The sequence below is a fragment of the Aeromonas sp. R2-3 genome (assembly GCF_040908375.1).
GTDB lineage: Bacteria > Pseudomonadota > Gammaproteobacteria > Enterobacterales > Aeromonadaceae > Aeromonas > Aeromonas veronii.
In genome coordinates this window covers 300822-317922 of the sequence record NZ_JBFODP010000017.1, presented here as the reverse complement: position 1 = coordinate 317922, position 17101 = coordinate 300822, and the positions used below count along the sequence as shown (strand labels likewise).

Below are 17101 nucleotides of genomic sequence, written 5' to 3'. Positions count from 1 at the left end.
CGCCTCGACCCAGACAGATGCAGACACCTGAACAAGAGCCAGAAAAAAAGAGCCCAGCCAAGCCACAACGCATTCTGATGGTCAATGAGCAGCGCTCGTTTCAGGTGATGATGAAGGCGATGCTGCTCAATCTGGGTATCAGCAACATCACCTACTCCAATACCGCCGAGGAGGCGCGGCGCCGCTGCCAGAAGGGCAGCTTCGACATCTATCTCATCGATTACGATCTGGGGGTTGGCGAGAATGGCCGCCAGCTGCTCGAAAGCCTGCGCGACAAAGACCTGATCCCGCCCCAGAGCGTGGTAATCATGGTGAGTGGCGACAGCTCCCGCGCCATGGTACTGAGCGCGCTGGAGGCCGAGCCCGACGAATACCTGATGAAGCCCTTCTCTCAGGAGCAGTTCTCGTTTCGCTTGAAGCGTGCCCTCGCCCGGCGCAATGCGCTGGCCAGCGTCTTTACCGCGCTGGCCGATGACAATCTGGCAGCCCTCATTACCGCCTGTGCCGAGCGGGCCGATGCAGTGCCCCGTTTTGCCAACTACTGCCGCTGCCTGCAGGCCGATACCCACCTCAAGCTGGGTCAGGCGCAGGAGGCACGCGCCCTGATGCGCCAGCTGCTGGCCGGGCAGGAGAACAGCTGGGCCCGCCTGACACTGGGCAAGGCCTGCAACACCCTGGGGCTCCACGAAGAGGCGGTCAGCCATCTGCAGGCGACCCTCAAAAATACCCCGCTGATGGTGGAGGCTCACCTCTGGCTGGCGGAATCCCTGCTGGCACTTGGCAATGACGAGCAGGCACAGCAGGAGCTCAGACGGGCGGTGGATATCTCCCCCCAGTCGGTGCAACTCTCCCGTCGGCTGGCGGAGGTGTGCCTGCAGCGTCACGACTACGCCCAGGCCAAGGATGTGCTGATGTCGCTGATCGACCTGTCGCGCAACTCCATTCACCGCACTCCCCACTATCTGGGAGCCTATATCCAGACCCTGACCCTCTACGCCCTCAACAGCAACGACAGCTACCACATCGCCAACCTGCAAAAGCAGGTCAATTCTGCCCTGTCGCGCATCCGCGATTCGCTGATGATGTCGGAGTTCAACTACCCGGTGTTCGAGCAGATCTGTCAGGCACGGGTGCAGATTGCGCTGGGGGAGCTGCTCAAGGGTAAGAAGATGCTCTATCGCGCCAACCAGAACTGGCTCGATGAGCCGGCCACCATGCCCCCCGCCCTGCTTGGCGAGACCATCCTCGCTCTCTACCAGCTCGGCGAGTTTGAATATGCCGAAAGCCTGCAAGGGCTGCTGGCGGAGGACGAAGATCGGCTGCTCACCACCTGCATTCAGGCAACCCGCGATGATAAGACGGTGCTGGAGCGGCGTCAGCGCTACCAGCAGCTCAACGATCTGGGGATCAAGGCCTATCAGAGCGGCGAGCTGGAGCAGGCCCTCGGCCATTTTCGCGAGGCCCTGCGCCGCGCCCCCGCCAATACCGGTGCGGCTCTCAACAAGATCCAGGTGCTGCTGCAACTGATGCAGAAAAACCGCAAGAGTCCGGAATTTGGTGCCGAGTGCAAAGACACCCTGGACGTGCTCGACGGCATCCCCCTCAACCCGGCCCAGCAGGAGCGTTTTCGCAAGCTGCGTCAGGAGTTCAACCAGTTCAGCTAAGACGCCGCCGCGCCCCCTTTTCCCCGCCTATGCTGAAACCAGTTCGGCAATGCGAGGGAAACTAAGATGGCGATGTGTCGTTATCTGGTGGCCGATGGCCGCCACTGCAGTGAAGAGGCTGGCGATCACGATCTCTGCCACTGGCATGATCCCCACCATACCCATCAGGAAGCCCACACCGCCGAGGCGCTTGAACAGTACGTTCGCGCAGGCGGACTCTGCCACGGCCTGCAGCTGTCACGGGCCAATCTGGCCGGCCTCAATCTGGTCAACAAGGAGTCCGATCAGGGATTTTTGCTGGAGCAGTGCAACCTCTATCGCGCCAACCTGCGCGGTGGTCACCTCTACGGCCTGCGCATGAAGGGCGGCAGCCTGATGAAAGCCGATCTCAGTGATGCCAACCTCCAGTGCGCCACCCTCGATGACGTCAACCTGCTCGGCGTCCGCTGGCACAACACCCGGCTCGACAACATGCAGACCGGCAAACGGGTGATGCAGGATCGCAAGGGGCGCCGCGAACGGGATCCCAAACAGGCGCGCATCTGGTTCAAGGAGGCGGAAGAGACCTACCGGGATCTGCGCAAAGCCTCCGAGGCACAGGGGATCTTCACCATGTCCGGCAACTATATCCAGCAGGAGCTCACCATGCGCCGCCTGCAACTGCCGTTCTGGTCGACCCAGCGCTTCACCTCCTGGGTGGTCGATCTCTTCTGCGGCTATGGCGAGGCCCCGATGCGGGTGGTGCTCTTCTCGTTGCTGCTCATCTTTATCTGCAGCATTTTTTACTTCTTCTGCGGACTGCATTTTCAGGGCGAGCACCTCATCTACCAACCCGGTGCCCCTCTCGAGCAAAATGCCATCTTCCTGCTCGAATGCCTCTACTACAGCGTGGTCACCTTCACCACATTGGGGTACGGCGACTTCACTCCGGTCGGCCTCTCCAGGATCTTCGCCGCCTTCGAAGCCTTCACCGGCAGCTTTACGCTGGCGCTGTTTGTGGTGGTTTTCGTCAAAAAGATGACCCGCTGACACCTCTGCCCACCCCGCGGTGCCTGCCACTGATGCAGGCCCGCGGCCAAACTTGCATCCACCGCCGATTCCTAGTCCAATAGCCACTTATAAAAATGACATGAGCATCCCGGACATGAAGATCATCTCTTTCAATATCAACGGCCTGCGCGCCCGTCTGCACCAGCTGCAAGCCATCATCGACAAGCACCAACCCGATGTGATCGGCCTGCAAGAGATCAAGGTGCACGATGAAGCCTTCCCGCTGGCCGATGTGGAGGCCATGGGCTATCACGTGGAGTTTCACGGCCAGAAGGCCCACTACGGGGTGGCCATCATGAGCAAGCAGAAGCCGGTCAAGGTGGAGAAAGGCTTCCCCACCGATAATGAAGAGGCCCAGCGCCGGATGATCATGGCCACCTTCGAACGTGAAGACGGCTCTCTCATCAAGGTGATGAACGGCTACTTCCCGCAGGGTGAAAGTCAGGATCACGAGACCAAGTTCCCGGCCAAGCAGAAGTTCTACGAGGATCTGCAGCACTACCTCGAGACCAACCACACCCCGGACGACCAGCTGGTGCTGATCGGGGATATGAATATCTCCCCCACCGATCTCGACATCGGCATCGGCGAGGCGAACCGCAAACGCTGGCTGCGGGATGGCAAATGCTCCTTCCTGCCCATCGAGCGCGAATGGATGGAGCGACTGAAAGGGTTTGGCCTCACCGACACCTTCCGCGCCGCCAACCCCACCGAGTGCGAGCGTTTCTCCTGGTTTGACTACCGCTCCAAGGGCTTTGACGAGAACCGCGGCCTGCGCATCGACCTCATCATGGCCTCCGACGCCCTCAAGGACAAGGTGACCGAGACCGGTATCGACTACGAGCTGCGCGGCATCGAGAAACCCTCCGACCACGCCCCCATCTGGGCCTGCTTCGCCTGATGTGGCGCCGGATGCCGCAATGATATCGCCAATCTGTGAAGCGGCTCGCGGTTGCCCGCGATAAAAGGGCGTAAAAAAACCATCCAGACAAGGTGCCTTATGGCACCTTATTTTTTTCAGCAAGGAGTGGCTGACGTGATACGGTTGCAAAGAGCCCGAGCCCGGGATGAACATCCCCGAAGCCCCCCGCCCAAATCGGAAAAGTCAGACTTTTTTCGTCAATCGGCAACCCTAATTGCCACTTTGAGAAGGTTGTGTTCAAGGTTGCCGCCCTATCATCTCCCATTCCAATCATAAATAAGTTGTTTTTTTAATCATGAAGTTAATGATGTGTATGGAGAAACATGCTGAACGCAGCAGCCGAAATCGATCCAACAGGAGTGTGATGATGAAGGTGCCCAATGCCGGAAGAGAGGTTTACAAACGCAGCTTGCTGACCCTGGCGCTGATCAGCGGTCTGAGTGCCTGTGGCGGCGAGACGACCCAGACGGCCCAGACCATGCCCGCCGTCCCTGTGGTGGTCGCCGAGGTCAAGCTGACCGATGTGCCGCTCACCACCGAGATGGTGGGAGAGACCGCCGGTTTTCGCGAGATCGATGTACGCTCCCGGGTCAGTGGCATCCTGCTCAAGCGCACTTATGTGGAAGGCCAGCCGGTTACCGCCGGTCAGGAGCTGTTTTTGATCGACCCTGAGCCCTACAAAGTGGCGCTGGAGCAGGCCAAAGGGACCTTGGCTCAGGAGCAGGCCCGTCTCAACAAGGCCCGTGCCGATCGGGATCGCATCATTCCCCTCTTCAAGCGTCAGGTGGTCAGTCGCAAGGACTATGACGACACCATCGCCAACTATGAAGCGGCCATCGCCAGTCATCAGGCCGCTCAGGCCAAGGTGAAAGAGGCGGAGCTCAACCTCAGCTACACCCAGGTGACCGCCCCCATCAACGGCATGGCAAGCAAGAGCTCCCAGTCCGAGGGGAGCCTTATCTCCACCAGCGGCGACAACGGCCTGCTCACTACCATCACCCAGTTTGATCCGCTCTACGTCAACTTCTCCTACTCGGAGCAGGATCGCCTCAACTTCGAAAACTCGGTAAAGAAAGGGGTGATTGAGGCGAAGGATGCCACCACCTGGCGCACCCATATTCGTCTGGCCGATGGCTCCCTCTATCCGGAGGCGGGCAAGCTCAACTTCTCCGACAACCGGGTCGATCCCCAGACCGGCACCATCCGTGCCCGCGCCATCTTCGACAACAAGGACGGCGTACTGCTGCCGGGCCAGTTTGTCCGCATGACCATCGATCTGGGCCTGCGCAAAAACGCCATCGTGGTGCCGCCCCGTGCCATCGTCCAGTCCCAGGCTGACCGCATGGTGATGGTGGTCGATGCCAACAACAAGGTAGTGCCCCGTCCGGTGACCCTGGGCGCAGCGGTCGACTCCGGCGTGCTGATCGAGAGCGGCCTGCAGGCAGGTGAGCGCTATATCGTCGAAGGCTTGATGAAGGCCCGCCCCGGCGCCGTGGTGAAACCTGTCTCTGCCGACGAGATGAAGGCGATCACCGGCAAGGTGGTCAGCCAGTCTGCGGCCAAGTAAGGAGCCCGTATGTTTTCCAAGTTCTTCATAGAACGCCCCATCTTCGCCAGCGTGATTTCGATCATTATCGTGCTGGGCGGTTTGGCGGCGATGCGGGCGCTCCCCATCGAGCAATATCCCCAGATCACCCCGCCAGTGGTCTCGGTCACGGCGTTTTATCCGGGCGCAACCCCGGAGGTGATCTCCCAGACCGTGGCAGCGCCGCTGGAGCAGCAGATCAACGGCGTCGAGCGGATGATCTACATGCAGTCGGGGTCGGCCTCCAACGGCCAGATGAACCTCAACGTCTACTTCGAGATCGGCACCGATCCGGATCAGGCCACCATCAACGTCAACAACCGGGTCTCGGCCGCCATGGCCCAGCTGCCGGAAGAGGTGAAAAAGCAGGGAGTGACGGTCAAGAAGAAATCGACCTCCATCCTGCAGGTGGTTACCCTCCAGTCACCGAACGGCTCGTTTGATACCACCTATCTGTCGAACTACGCCCTGCTCAACATCATCGACGAGCTCAAGCGGATTCCCGGCATCGGTGATACCACTCTGTTTGGCGGTACCGACTACGCCATGCGCATCTGGCTGCGGCCGGATCGACTGGCCCAGCTCGAGCTCACCCCGAGCGACGTGATCGGCGCCATTCGCGAGCAGAACACCCAGTTCGCAGCAGGCAAGATCGGTGCTCAGCCCACCACGGCCCCCATCGACTTCACCTACACGGTGCAGACCAAAGGGCGCCTTGAAGATGTGAAAGAGTTCCAAAACATCATCGTCCGCTCCATGCCCGATGGTTCCAAGATCCGGGTCCGCGATGTCGCCCGGGTCGAGCTGGGGGGCAAGGATTATGATCTGGTCGCCCGCGCCAACGGCAAACCGGCCATCGGTATCGCCACCTATCTGCAGCCGGGCGCCAACGCCGTCGCGGTCGCCGATGCGGTACACGCCACCATGGAGCGACTCAAGGAGCGCTTCCCGCAGGATATCGAGTACCAGATCCCCTACGACACCACCGAGTTCGTGAAGATCTCCATCGAAGAGGTGGTACACACCCTGTTCGAGGCGATCGTACTGGTGTTCGTGGTGGTCTACCTGTTCCTGCAGAACTTCCGCGCCACCCTGATCCCCTGTATCGCGGTGCCGGTGTCGCTCATCGGGACCTTCGCCGGCATGCTGGTGCTCGGTTTCTCCATCAACCTGCTGACCCTGTTCGGCATGGTGCTTGCCATCGGTATCGTGGTGGATGACGCCATCGTGGTGCTCGAAAACGTCGAGCGGATCATGAGCGAGAAGAAGTGTTCGCCCAAAGAGGCTGCCATCCTCGCCATGCAGGAGGTCTCCGGCCCAGTGGTCGCCATCGTGCTGGTGCTCTGCGCCGTGTTCCTGCCGGTCGCCTTTATGGGCGGCATGACCGGGGTGATGTACAAGCAGTTCGCCATCACGGTCGCGGTCTCGGTCGCCATCTCCGGTCTGGTGGCACTGACTCTCTCCCCGGCCCTCTGCGCCGTGTTGCTGAAAGAGGGACACCACAAACCCGCCCGCTTCTTCGTCTGGTTCAACGAAAAATTTGACCAGCTGACCCGCGGCTATGTACGTGGTGTGGCCTTCCTGAACCGTCGGGTGGGGGTCGCCTTTGCCATCATCGCCGTGCTGATCCTCTCCATCTACGGCCTCTTCCTGAAAGTGCCGGGCGAACTGGTACCGAACGAAGATCAGGGCTACCTCATCTCCGCCGTCATGCTGCCGGATGCCGCCGCGATGAGCCGGACCCAGGCGGTGGCGGATCAGTTCGACAAGATCGCCATGGCCAACCCCCATGTGAAGGATGTGATCACCTTCTCGGGCTTTGACATTCTCTCCAATGCCATCATCAGCAACAGCGGCATGACCTTCATTACCCTGAAGGACTGGAGCGAGCGTCAGGGGACCGGACAGGACTCCTTCTCGCTGGCCAAGACCTTCCAGGGCTTGAGCCTGATGGGGCTGGCGGATGGCTTTGTCGCCTCCTTCAACCCGCCTCCCATTCAGGGGATGTCCACCACAGGAGGCCTTGAGGCCTATCTGCAAAACCGTGGCACCGGCAACGCCCAGGCCTTCTCAGGCGAAGTACAGCGCTTCCTCGAAGCAGCCAAGGCGCGCCCGGAGTTTGCCAGCGTCACCAGCACCTACCGCGCCAACGTGCCGCAGGTCTATCTCGACCTGGATCGCGAAAAGGCCAAGGCGCTGGGGCTGCCGATCAACGCGGTGTTTGACACCATGCAGGCCACCTTCGGCCAGGTCTATGTCAACGACTTCAACCAGTTCGGCCGTACCTACCGGGTGCAGTTGCAGTCCGAGGCCGACTACCGCGCCAAGAAGAGCGACATCCGCAACGTCTATGTCCGCTCCGACAAGGGGGAGATGATCCCGCTCAGCAGTCTGGTGACGGTGCGTGATGCCACCGGCCCCGAACTGGTCGAACGCTTCAACATCTTCCAGGCCGCCAAGATCATGGCCCAGCCCGCCCCAGGCTACAGCTCGGGTCAGGCCATCGCCGCGCTGGAAGAGGTCGCCAATGAGGCTCTTGGCAACGACGCCAAGCTGGAGTGGACCGGCTCCGCCTATCAGGAGAAAGCGGCCGCAGGCAGCGCAGGCATGGCCTTTGGTTTCGGTATCGTGATGATCTTCCTCATTCTGGCCGCCCAGTATGAACGCTGGAGCCTGCCGTTTGCGGTGATCACCGCGGTACCGTTCGCCCTGTTCGGTGCCCTGCTCGCCACCTGGCTGGTGGGGCTGACCAACAACGTCTACTTCCAGATCGGGCTGGTGACCCTGGTCGGCCTTGCCGCCAAGAACGCCATCCTGATCGTGGAGTTCGCGGTGATGAAGCACGAAGAGGGGATGAGCCTCATCGAGTCGGCACTAGAGGCGGCGCGCCTGCGTTTCCGTCCCATCGTGATGACCTCGCTCGCCTTCATCCTCGGCTGTGTGCCGTTGGTCACCTCCAGCGGGGCCGGTGCGGCAAGCCGTCACGCCCTCGGCTGGCCGGTCATCGGCGGCATGCTGGCGGCCACCTTTATCGCCATCTTCTTTATCCCGCTCTTCTTCCGGCTCATCATGCGCCGCTCGGAGAAACGGGCCTGACCACTGCGGTCTCGCTCACCAAGCCCCTCCCTCACGGAGGGGCTTTTTTATGTCACTCCGTAACATGGCAAATAGATAGGCCTTCATCGCCTTGAGACGCACGGTGGCGGCACCGATGATGTCGATAAAGCCAAGCAGCGGATGGGGTTTATGTGCCGAAATCCAGGCTGAGCCGGTTGCCCCAATTGGCAGGTCCACACCATCCGGCACCAGCATGTCGAGCACCACTGTCCGGCCATGGCTGGACATGTTGTTGCCCACATGCTGCCGTACATCCTGATCCCCCTGCGCAACACTCATCTGGGCCTCCCCCGTGCCAGTAAGTACTGAGTGCACCCGTGCCCGAAAGATGCGCCCTGGATAGGCATCTACATAAAACTCGGCAAACTGGCCTGGTGCTATGTTGCGAAAACTCTGATCCGGAATGCGAAACTCCAGAAACTTGCGAGAAGTGTCGTAAAGGTGCATGTTGCCGGTACGGGAACCGCTGGCAATATTGATTATCGAGACCTGACCATCAAACGGAGCCCTAATCACCTTCTCTTCATTCCGTCGCTCCTGCAAGGCCAGCTCTGTCTCTAGATTCAACACCTGAGCTTCAATCGCCTGAACCTTCGCTTCACTAGCACTCAGTTGCGCCAGATCGCCATCAATTTGGGTCTGCAGCTGGTCACGGCTCTGAATACTGGCAAAGTTACCCAACTGGGTCAGCCGAGCCAATTCCTTGTGATTGAGGTTCAGTCGTGACTGGATCGCTCGCTGCTGGCTTACCTCTGACGCCACCTGGGCATGCTGGGCGTCAATCTGATAGCTCAACGCCTGAGACTTACCGTTACTCTCCCAGTCTGCAAGACTATAAATGGGCTGACCACGCGCAACGCGCTGATTATGCGCAACATAAATCTGATCTATCTGATGAAACTGGTTGATGCCTAGTAAGGGTCCCAACACCGCATGAGGTGCCTTGACCGTCGCCGAATCGGTAAAATCCACCGGAGCCAAATGGCGAGAGGTAGTCAACAAACCAAGCGCCAATAACGCGCCAATTGCGGTACTCCAAAAACCCGTTTTTAGGTTCCAAGGCAATATGTTCAGCTTGACCAGCAACCAGACGATCAGGATATAGGGCAGCAGGATCTCTTTCATGATGCCTCCCCCTCATGACGACCACGTCGAATACCATGGCCGATAATAAGGCTCATCCGCTCGCTCAGCACATCCCAACGGGCAAAGGCGATGATGACGGCAAGCACCCACCAGGTCTTGTCGATAAACAGTCCGCACAAGGAGAGCGCAAACACCAGGGTGATATGCACCGACTCAGACACCTTGGCACGGTGCACAGCGATCTCATGCAGTTGCCACAGCAGATAGACCAGATAGAGGACCACATAGAGAGTGATCACAGTAATCACCCCCATAAAGATCTCGGAATCAAGCAGTACCATGATGGCTGGCAAAGCATGGTTGAACCTGGTCGCCTCAATTGGATAGATGTGGGCACCTTTCGAGAAGAAGACAACCAGAGCGACCGTGGCCAATATAAACGTCAGGCGCCAAAGCCACCGCGCTAACGCAGAGGTTGATTGTGATGACATTTGATGTTGTTCCTTGAGTAACGGATGAGCAAACAAGTGGACCTCACGAGCCACCCAGCTAATAACGCGCCGGATCGGCGCGACGGGCAGGATGAAGAAGCCCCCAACCAGTGAAGGCTTGCAAGGCTCACAACTCAGAACTGGTGTTGCACACCGATGTTGAAGAAGTTCAGGTAGCTGTTGTTGTAGCTGCCGGACAAGTGCGGGCGACCGATCCCGTCCTGATCCACTGGCATATCACCCAGCCAGGCCAGGGTATAGCTGGCTTCCACCTTGGTGGCTGGGCTCAACTGATAACTGGCCCCCAGACCCCAGCGCCAACCAGAACCTACTGGAAGCATCACAGTACGGTACTCATCACTCACTGCACTACTGTCATAGCCGATTCCGCTGCTCAAACACAGTGCAGGGGTGACATCAACCTGTGCCCCCAGGCTGGCATGCCATGTATCCTTGTAATTCATATCAATGGTTTGGCTGCCCATGGCAGATGCCACACCGATATCTCCAAAACGGGACCACTGCTGCCAGTTGGCACTGGCCAGCAAGGCCCACTGGTCGTTGAGCTGGTGATAGCCACTTAGCGTAATGGTCTGCGGAATCATGATCTCGACTCCTAGACCTGCCACATCAGCACGTGGGAAGAGCTGATCTTCCAGCTCCCACTTCAGTTCGGAGAAGTAGCTCAAGCCGATACGGGAGTGCTGATCCAGCTCGTAAAGTACCCCGAAGGAGGCACCATACGCCCAGTCGCTATTGGAGAATTCCCGCCCTTCCCCCATCCCGGACGTCAGATCCACAGAGGCTTCCAGCGAACCATTCATGGCGATCAGGCTGGCTCCCACCGACCAATTTGAGTCAATGCGGTACGCCAGACTCGGAGCAAAGGCGATGCCGGTCAGCTTGGCCGACTGGGTATAACCACGACCATCCCAGCCATCGCCATAATCGATACCCAGACCGTGACTGCCAAAGACGCCGATACCTGCGACCCATTGATCGTCGATGGCATGAGTCAGATAGAGGCTGCCGAGCGGCGCGGTCTGCAGGGCATTTCCACCGTTGTTACCGCCGTTGTCCAGATCCAGCTCAAGGTCGCCGTATACCACACCGCCATTGACCTGCAACTGGGTACCTTCCAGTTTGGTCATACCGGCCGGGTTGCTTGCGATAGTATCTGCCCCTTGGGCACGGGCGGCAGACCCTGCGTTGGCCAGCGCACTGTTGGCAGTGCTGGTCTCGTAGAGGGCAAGGCCGCCAGCCATGACTGAGGGACTCAGCAAAGCGGCAAGCATCAGCGACAACAGTCGTGGCTGCATTTCAATACTCCTGAATAGTGAACATGGTGAGCACCCGGCAAGGTGTGCTGCTCAAAAACACGGTTTGACTCTTTGATTGTCAGCATCCGGGAGACCTGCGGCTTTATACTGCTCGCTCATGGCGTCACGGGATGGATGAGGTCGGCAAGCACTCCTGCCGCAATCATTTATGCCGGAGCAAAAGAGTGAACCATCACGTCATCGTGGTAACTGACAGGGGGCATCCTAACGGGATGAGGGGCATGCTTCATTAGGGTTGGGCATACGCAATGGTTAAGCATTGCTTAAATATCCCCCCCAACACAGCACCTCTATAACATCACTGGCGCCATTGACCTTCACCTCGTGGCAAGGTTTACAGTCCCGCCATCTGCTCCCTAAGGATGCCCGGATTGTCACTCACCCAGCTTGCTGCAAGATTGCCCTCTGTTGCTCTGGCCCGGCTATTGCTGGCGCTGCTGCTCGTCTGCAATCTGACCCTCTGCATCAGCTGGCATGGTTCTCCCCTCTCCTCCGAGCCGACCTCAAGCAGCGCCCAGTCGATGGTGATGTTCGATTCATCCATGGCGATGGCGGATGGCGATATCTCTCATGCAATGCCCGCTATGGATCACCCGGGCGATGTCATGACCCTCTCCTGCCATCAGGGAGGCGAGGGGTCAACCATGGGCGATGAGTGCCAGATGCAGACCGGCGTCAATGCTCTCTCCTTCGGCGCGATGGCTCTGCTGGGTGTACTGGTCGCCCTGCTGCTCTTCCCCCTGCTACTTGGCAACAACGTCGCAGCGTCACTGCTTGATAACTGGTTGCGGGATCCCTTCCTGCGCTCGCGCGGTACTCACCCTCCCTCCTGGCCGCGCCGACATCTGATGCTGTCGGTGTTACGCCACTAGAAAGTCCTTCTCTTGCGGCACAGGCAAGCTTCAACTTGCCCGTTCTCTGCCGCCTTGCCTGACCCTGTGCCCCGGCCAAACCGGTCCGCTCACAGGGAGCCGTGCGCACTGATACAGCTGCGCCCCGTTTGCCGCCAGCCCCTTTGGTGATGCCTTGCACCTCACCCGACCGGCGGCCTGCAAAAGAGAAGACGTATTATGTCACCAGCCCACTTTTCACCGTCCAAGGTTGCTGCCTTTGCGGGCGCATTACCCTCCTGCACTTTCTGCATGCAGATCCGCGCCGGAGACCAGTCATGAACAAGACCGTCCTGATGTCGGCCCTGCTACTTGCCCTTGGAGCTGGTGGCGGCTACTGGGCCGCCAAACAGACCTCCGATGGCGCAAGCGCCAAAGAGAAGACGCCCCTTTACTGGGTCAATCCCATGGATCCCCGCGACAAACGCGACGGCCCGGCCAAGGACAACATGGGGATGGACTTTATCCCCGTCTATGAGGAACAAAAAAACGGCTCGCCGGGCACAGTCACCATCAGCCCCGAGATCCAGCAGAACCTGGGGGTGCGACTGGCTAAGGTCGAGCGACTGCCTATCCACCAGCAGATCGAGACGGTGGGCTATGTCGGTTATGACGAGGACAGGCTGGAGGCAGTCAACGCCCGCATGGCAGGCTGGATCCGCACCCTCGCCATCAAGAGCGAGGGGCAGCAGGTGAGCAAGGGGAGCCTTATTTACGAGCTCTACGCGCCGGATCTGGTCAACGCCCAGCACGAATACCTGCTGGCACTCAACACGGCCAACCCACTGCTGCTGCGCGCTGCCGAGGGCAAGCTCAAGTCCCTGCAGGTACCGGCAGATCAAATCTCAGCCCTCAAGCGCACCCGTCAGGTGCGCGAAACCATCAGCATTTACGCCCCCAGCAGCGGTTATGTCTCCGAGCTCAAGGTGCGCGAGGGCCAGTATGTTGAGCCCGCTGCGGCGCTCTTTAACATCAGCACCCTCAAGCAGGTGTGGGTCAGTGCCGAGGTGTTCGAGCGTCAAGCCGCCCAGCTGAAGGTGGGGGATCCGGTCACCATGACTCTCGACTATGCCCCCGGTCGCAGTTGGCAAGGTAAGGTGGATTACCTCTACCCGACCCTCGATGCCGCTACTCGTACCCTCAAGGTGCGACTGCGCTTTGACAACCCGGACGAGTTTTTGAAACCCAATATGTTTGCCAAGGTGAGCATTCGCACCGGGCAGGGAGAGTCGCAATTGGTGGTGCCGAGCGAAGCGGTGATCCGCACCGGCAGTCAGGATCGGCTGGTGCTGGCGTTGGGGGATGGCAACTTCAAGTCGGTCGCCGTCACTCTCGGCCCCCAGTTTGGCGACAAGGTTGCCATCAAGGCGGGGGTGGAAGCGGGTGACAACATCGTCAGCTCGGCCCAGTTCCTGCTCGACTCCGAGTCGGCCATCGATTCGGACTTCCAGCGTATGACGGCAGTGCGCCCTGCACAGGTGTGGACCCAGGGCGAGGTTGAAAGCATCGATCTGGCCAACCGTACCCTGATGGTCTCCCACCAGCCCATCCCCGAGTGGCAGTGGCCCGCCATGGAGATGGAGTTCACCGTCGCCGAAGGAGTCGACATCAGCAAACTGGTCGAGGGGCAGACCCTGCACCTGCAGGTAATGCAGGAGGGGGAGGAGTACCGCATCACCACCATCCATCAGGAGAAGGCACCAGCAACTGACGACACCGCCAAGCCTGCGGCAGATGAGATGGGCAAGATGGAAGGCATGGACCATAGCCAGCACAATATGGGAGCCCAACCATGATCCCCTCGATTATTCGCTGGTCGGTGGGCAACCGCTTTCTGGTGCTGTTATTGACCCTCATGCTCACCGCCTGGGGGCTCTGGTCGGTCAAGCAAACCCCGGTGGATGCCCTGCCGGATCTCTCCGATGTGCAGGTGATCATCAAAACCTCCTATCCGGGCCAGGCGCCCCAGGTGGTGGAGGATCAGGTCACCTACCCGCTCACCACCGCCATGCTGGCGGTACCGGGGGCCACTACGGTGCGCGGCTACTCCTTCTTCGGCGACTCCTTCGTCTATGTGTTGTTTGACGACAACACCGACCTCTACTGGGCCCGCGCGCGGGTGCTGGAGTATTTGAGCCAGGTGGCCCCCAACCTGCCCGCCTCCGCCCGCCCCCAGCTCGGCCCCGATGCCACCGGGGTGGGCTGGGTCTATCAATACGCATTGGTGGACAGAACTGGCAAGCATGACCTCAGCCAGCTCACCTCCCTGCAGAACTGGTTCCTCAAGTACGAGTTGCAGACGGTTGAGGGGGTCTCCGAGGTCGCTACAGTCGGTGGCATGGTGCGCCAGTATCAGGTGCGGGTCGACCCAGACAAGCTGCGCGCCTACGGTATTCCGCTCTCCCTTATCGAGACCGCCATCAAACAGGGCAATCAGGAGACAGGCGCTTCCGTCATCGAGATGGCGGAAGCGGAGTACATGGTGCGCTCCAACGGCTATCTGAAAAGCGTGGAGGATCTGAAGCAGATCCCGCTCGGTACCAATGTGCGCGGCGCCCCGCTGCTGCTGGGTGACGTGGCGGATGTAGTCACCGGTCCCCAGAGCCGGCGCGGTCTGGCCGAGCTCAACGGCGAGGGGGAAGTGGTGGGCGGCATCATCGTCATGCGTTACGGCGAGAATGCCCAGCACACCATAGACGGGGTCAAGGCACGGCTCGCCCAGCTGAAAAGCAGCCTGCCAGATGGGGTGGAGGTGGTCACCGTCTACGATCGCTCCGACCTTATCCAGCGTGCCATCGACAACCTCTCCGGCAAGCTGGTGGAGGAGTTCGCGGTGGTGGTGCTGGTCTGCCTCGCCTTCCTGTTCCACCTGCGCTCGTCGCTGGTGGTGGTCATTACCCTGCCCATCGCCATTCTGGTGGCCTTTATCGTCATGCATCTGCAGGGGATCAACGCCAACATCATGTCGCTCGGGGGCATCGCCATCGCCATCGGCGCCATGGTGGATGGCGCCATCGTGATGATCGAGAACGTCCACAAACACATGGAGCGGGAAGCGCTCACCGACAAGAACCGCTGGCGCATCATCACCGAGGCGAGCATCGAAGTGGGGCCTGCCATCTTCTTCTCCCTGCTCATCATAACCATCAGCTTCCTGCCGGTGTTCGCGCTGGAGGCACAGGAGGGGCGGATGTTCCACCCCCTCGCCTACACCAAGACCTACGCCATGGCAGCCGCAGCCGGGCTCGCCATCACGCTGGTACCGGTGATCATGGGCTACTTCATCCGTGGCAAGGTGCTGGCGGAGCAGGCCAATCCGCTCAACCGCTGGCTGAGCCAAGGCTATGTACCGCTGCTCAAGGCCGTGCTGGCCCGTCCGAAAACTACCCTGGCCATCGCCGCCGTGGTGACCGTCGCGGGCTTCTGGCCGCTCAAGTACCTGGGCTCCGAGTTCATTCCGCCGCTCGATGAGGGGGACATCATGTACATGCCCACCACCGCGGCCAATATCTCGGTAGGCAAGGCACGGGAGATTTTGCAACAGACCGACAAGCTCATTCGTACCGTGCCCGAGGTGCAGAACGTGTTCGGCAAGGCGGGGCGCGCCGAATCGGCCACCGACCCCGCCGACCTGGTGATGATGGAGACCAGCATCCAGCTCAAGCCACGCGACCAGTGGCGTCCCGGCATGACCCCGGAGAAGCTGAAAGAGGAGCTCGACTCCCTCATCCGCTTCCCCGGTCTCACCAACGCCTGGGTGCCCCCCATCAAGACCCGCATCGACATGCTGGCCACCGGCATCAAGACCCCGGTGGGCATCAAGATAGCGGGGCCCGATCTCAAGGTGATCCAGCAGCTCGGCCAACAGCTTGAGCAGATCGTCGGCAAGGTGGAGGGCGCCTCATCGGTCTACGCCGAGCGGGTAGCCGGTGGCCGCTACGTGAAGGTGGATATCGACCGGCTGAAAGCGGCCCGCTACGGCCTCAACATCGCAGACGTGCAGGCGGTGCTCGCCACCGCAGTGGGCGGCATGGAGGTGGGCCAGACCATCGAGGGGCGCGAGCGCTACCCCATCAACCTGCGTTACCCCCAGAGCTATCGCGACTCGGTGGCGAGCCTCGAGCTATTGCCGGTGGTCACCCCAAGCGGCGCGCGTATCGCGCTGGCGGATGTAGCGCGGGTCTACATCAGCGACGAGGCCCCCATGCTGCGCAGTGAAAACGCGCGCCTCAACGGCTGGGTCTACGTCGACATTCGCGGCCGCGATATCGGCTCGTTCGTCGATGAGGCCAAAGCCGAGGTGGGCAAGCAGCTGGTGCTGCCGGCGGGCTACGCCCTCACCTGGTCTGGCCAATACGAGTACATGGAACGGGCCAAGGCGCGCCTCGCCTACGTGGTGCCGCTGACGGTCGCCATTATCGTGCTGCTGCTCTATCTGGCGTTTCGCCGCGTTCAGGAGGTACTGCTCATTCTCACCACCTTGCCGCTGGCGGTGGTGGGCGGGATCTGGACCCTCTGGCTGCTCGACTTCAACCTCTCGGTGGCGGTCGGGGTGGGCTTTATCGCTCTGGCGGGGGTAGCGGTAGAGACCGGCGTCTTGATGCTGGTCTACCTCAACCACGCCTGGGACGATCTCGTTGCCAGCGGCAAGCCGGACAAGGCGGGTCTGCATCGAGCGGTGATCCAGGGCGCCGCCCTGCGCCTGCGTCCCAAGATGATGACAGTGATGACCATTATCGCCGGCCTCTTGCCCATCATGTGGAGCCACGGCACCGGATCCGAGGTGATGCAGCGCATCGCCGCCCCCATGATCGGCGGCATGGTGAGCGCGCTGGTGCTGACCCTCTTGGTGCTGCCAGCGGCCTATTACCTGTGGCGCAGTCGCAGCCTTGGCAAGAGCGCGAACCCGCAATCCGAATAACCCGATTTCACGATCCATATTGACTGAACGATAAG

Annotated in this window: 11 protein-coding genes; 8 read left to right on the top strand and 3 right to left on the bottom strand. The window is 60.3% G+C overall.

The features are described from left to right. Positions 1–17 precede the first annotated feature (17 nt). The 5 genes from AB5Z02_RS07105 (at position 18) to AB5Z02_RS07085 (ending at position 8317) form a co-directional block, all read left to right on the top strand. The gene (locus AB5Z02_RS07105; protein ID WP_368215688.1) at positions 18–1664 is read left to right on the top strand and encodes a tetratricopeptide repeat protein; all 1647 of its coding nucleotides are present in this window, start codon (positions 18–20) and stop codon (positions 1662–1664) included. Between the two features lie 66 nt (positions 1665–1730). Beyond that, entirely contained in the window at positions 1731–2693 is a 963-nt protein-coding gene (locus AB5Z02_RS07100) for an ion channel (protein WP_368215687.1), read from the top strand. Between the two features lie 115 nt (positions 2694–2808). Further along, positions 2809–3615 carry an exodeoxyribonuclease III gene (xthA, locus tag AB5Z02_RS07095; RefSeq protein WP_279498471.1) on the top strand — a complete coding sequence of 269 codons (807 nt, stop codon included), beginning with the start codon at positions 2809–2811 and terminating at the stop codon, positions 3613–3615. Positions 3616–4003: 388 nt separating this feature from the next. Next, positions 4004–5203 (top strand): efflux RND transporter periplasmic adaptor subunit, encoded by a 1200-nt coding sequence (locus AB5Z02_RS07090; RefSeq protein WP_368215824.1) that lies wholly within the window; start codon positions 4004–4006, stop codon positions 5201–5203. A gap of 9 nt (positions 5204–5212) precedes the next feature. Continuing rightward, positions 5213–8317, top strand: a complete 3105-nt coding sequence (locus tag AB5Z02_RS07085; protein ID WP_076495141.1) for an efflux RND transporter permease subunit — start codon at positions 5213–5215, stop codon at positions 8315–8317. A gap of 15 nt (positions 8318–8332) precedes the next feature. On the opposite strand, the gene AB5Z02_RS07080 is transcribed toward AB5Z02_RS07085, so the two are convergent. The 3 genes from AB5Z02_RS07080 to AB5Z02_RS07070 form a co-directional block, all read right to left on the bottom strand. Next, positions 8333–9463, bottom strand: a complete 1131-nt coding sequence (locus AB5Z02_RS07080) for an HlyD family secretion protein (RefSeq protein WP_368215685.1) — start codon at positions 9461–9463, stop codon at positions 8333–8335. Beyond that, positions 9460–9765, bottom strand: a complete 306-nt coding sequence (locus AB5Z02_RS07075) for a hypothetical protein (protein WP_021231217.1) — start codon at positions 9763–9765, stop codon at positions 9460–9462. Before AB5Z02_RS07075 ends, AB5Z02_RS07080 begins: the two co-directional genes overlap by 4 nt. 284 nt (positions 9766–10049) lie before the next feature. Next, positions 10050–11234: an OmpP1/FadL family transporter gene (locus tag AB5Z02_RS07070; protein WP_231719638.1), complete on the bottom strand. Its 1185-nt coding sequence runs from the start codon at positions 11232–11234 to the stop codon at positions 10050–10052. Between the two features lie 392 nt (positions 11235–11626). On the opposite strand from AB5Z02_RS07070, the gene AB5Z02_RS07065 reads away from it, so the two are divergent. The 3 genes from AB5Z02_RS07065 to AB5Z02_RS07055 all read left to right on the top strand — a co-directional run bounded on the left by AB5Z02_RS07065 (position 11627) and on the right by AB5Z02_RS07055 (position 17066). Next, positions 11627–12127 carry a hypothetical protein gene (locus tag AB5Z02_RS07065; protein WP_270656028.1) on the top strand — a complete coding sequence of 167 codons (501 nt, stop codon included), beginning with the start codon at positions 11627–11629 and terminating at the stop codon, positions 12125–12127. A 296-nt stretch (positions 12128–12423) separates the two neighbouring features. After that, positions 12424–13941, top strand: a complete 1518-nt coding sequence (locus AB5Z02_RS07060; RefSeq protein WP_270656030.1) for an efflux RND transporter periplasmic adaptor subunit — start codon at positions 12424–12426, stop codon at positions 13939–13941. Next, complete coding sequence (locus AB5Z02_RS07055) at positions 13938–17066, top strand: efflux RND transporter permease subunit (RefSeq protein ID WP_368215683.1); 3129 nt, start codon at positions 13938–13940, stop codon at positions 17064–17066. The genes AB5Z02_RS07060 and AB5Z02_RS07055 overlap by 4 nt, the downstream gene beginning before the upstream one ends. Positions 17067–17101 lie beyond the last annotated feature (35 nt).

Coding starts and splice junctions, on each gene's coding strand:
- AB5Z02_RS07090 (WP_368215824.1), top strand. CDS start 4,004: ATGAAGGTGCCCAATGCCGGAAGAGAGGTTTACAAACGCAGCTTGCTG.
- AB5Z02_RS07085 (WP_076495141.1), top strand. CDS start 5,213: ATGTTTTCCAAGTTCTTCATAGAACGCCCCATCTTCGCCAGCGTGATT.
- AB5Z02_RS07060 (WP_270656030.1), top strand. CDS start 12,424: ATGAACAAGACCGTCCTGATGTCGGCCCTGCTACTTGCCCTTGGAGCT.
- AB5Z02_RS07100 (WP_368215687.1), top strand. CDS start 1,731: ATGGCGATGTGTCGTTATCTGGTGGCCGATGGCCGCCACTGCAGTGAA.
- AB5Z02_RS07080 (WP_368215685.1), bottom strand. CDS start 9,463: ATGAAAGAGATCCTGCTGCCCTATATCCTGATCGTCTGGTTGCTGGTC.
- AB5Z02_RS07075 (WP_021231217.1), bottom strand. CDS start 9,765: ATGGTACTGCTTGATTCCGAGATCTTTATGGGGGTGATTACTGTGATC.
- AB5Z02_RS07055 (WP_368215683.1), top strand. CDS start 13,938: ATGATCCCCTCGATTATTCGCTGGTCGGTGGGCAACCGCTTTCTGGTG.
- AB5Z02_RS07070 (WP_231719638.1), bottom strand. CDS start 11,234: ATGCAGCCACGACTGTTGTCGCTGATGCTTGCCGCTTTGCTGAGTCCC.
- xthA (WP_279498471.1), top strand. CDS start 2,809: ATGAAGATCATCTCTTTCAATATCAACGGCCTGCGCGCCCGTCTGCAC.
- AB5Z02_RS07105 (WP_368215688.1), top strand. CDS start 18: ATGCAGACACCTGAACAAGAGCCAGAAAAAAAGAGCCCAGCCAAGCCA.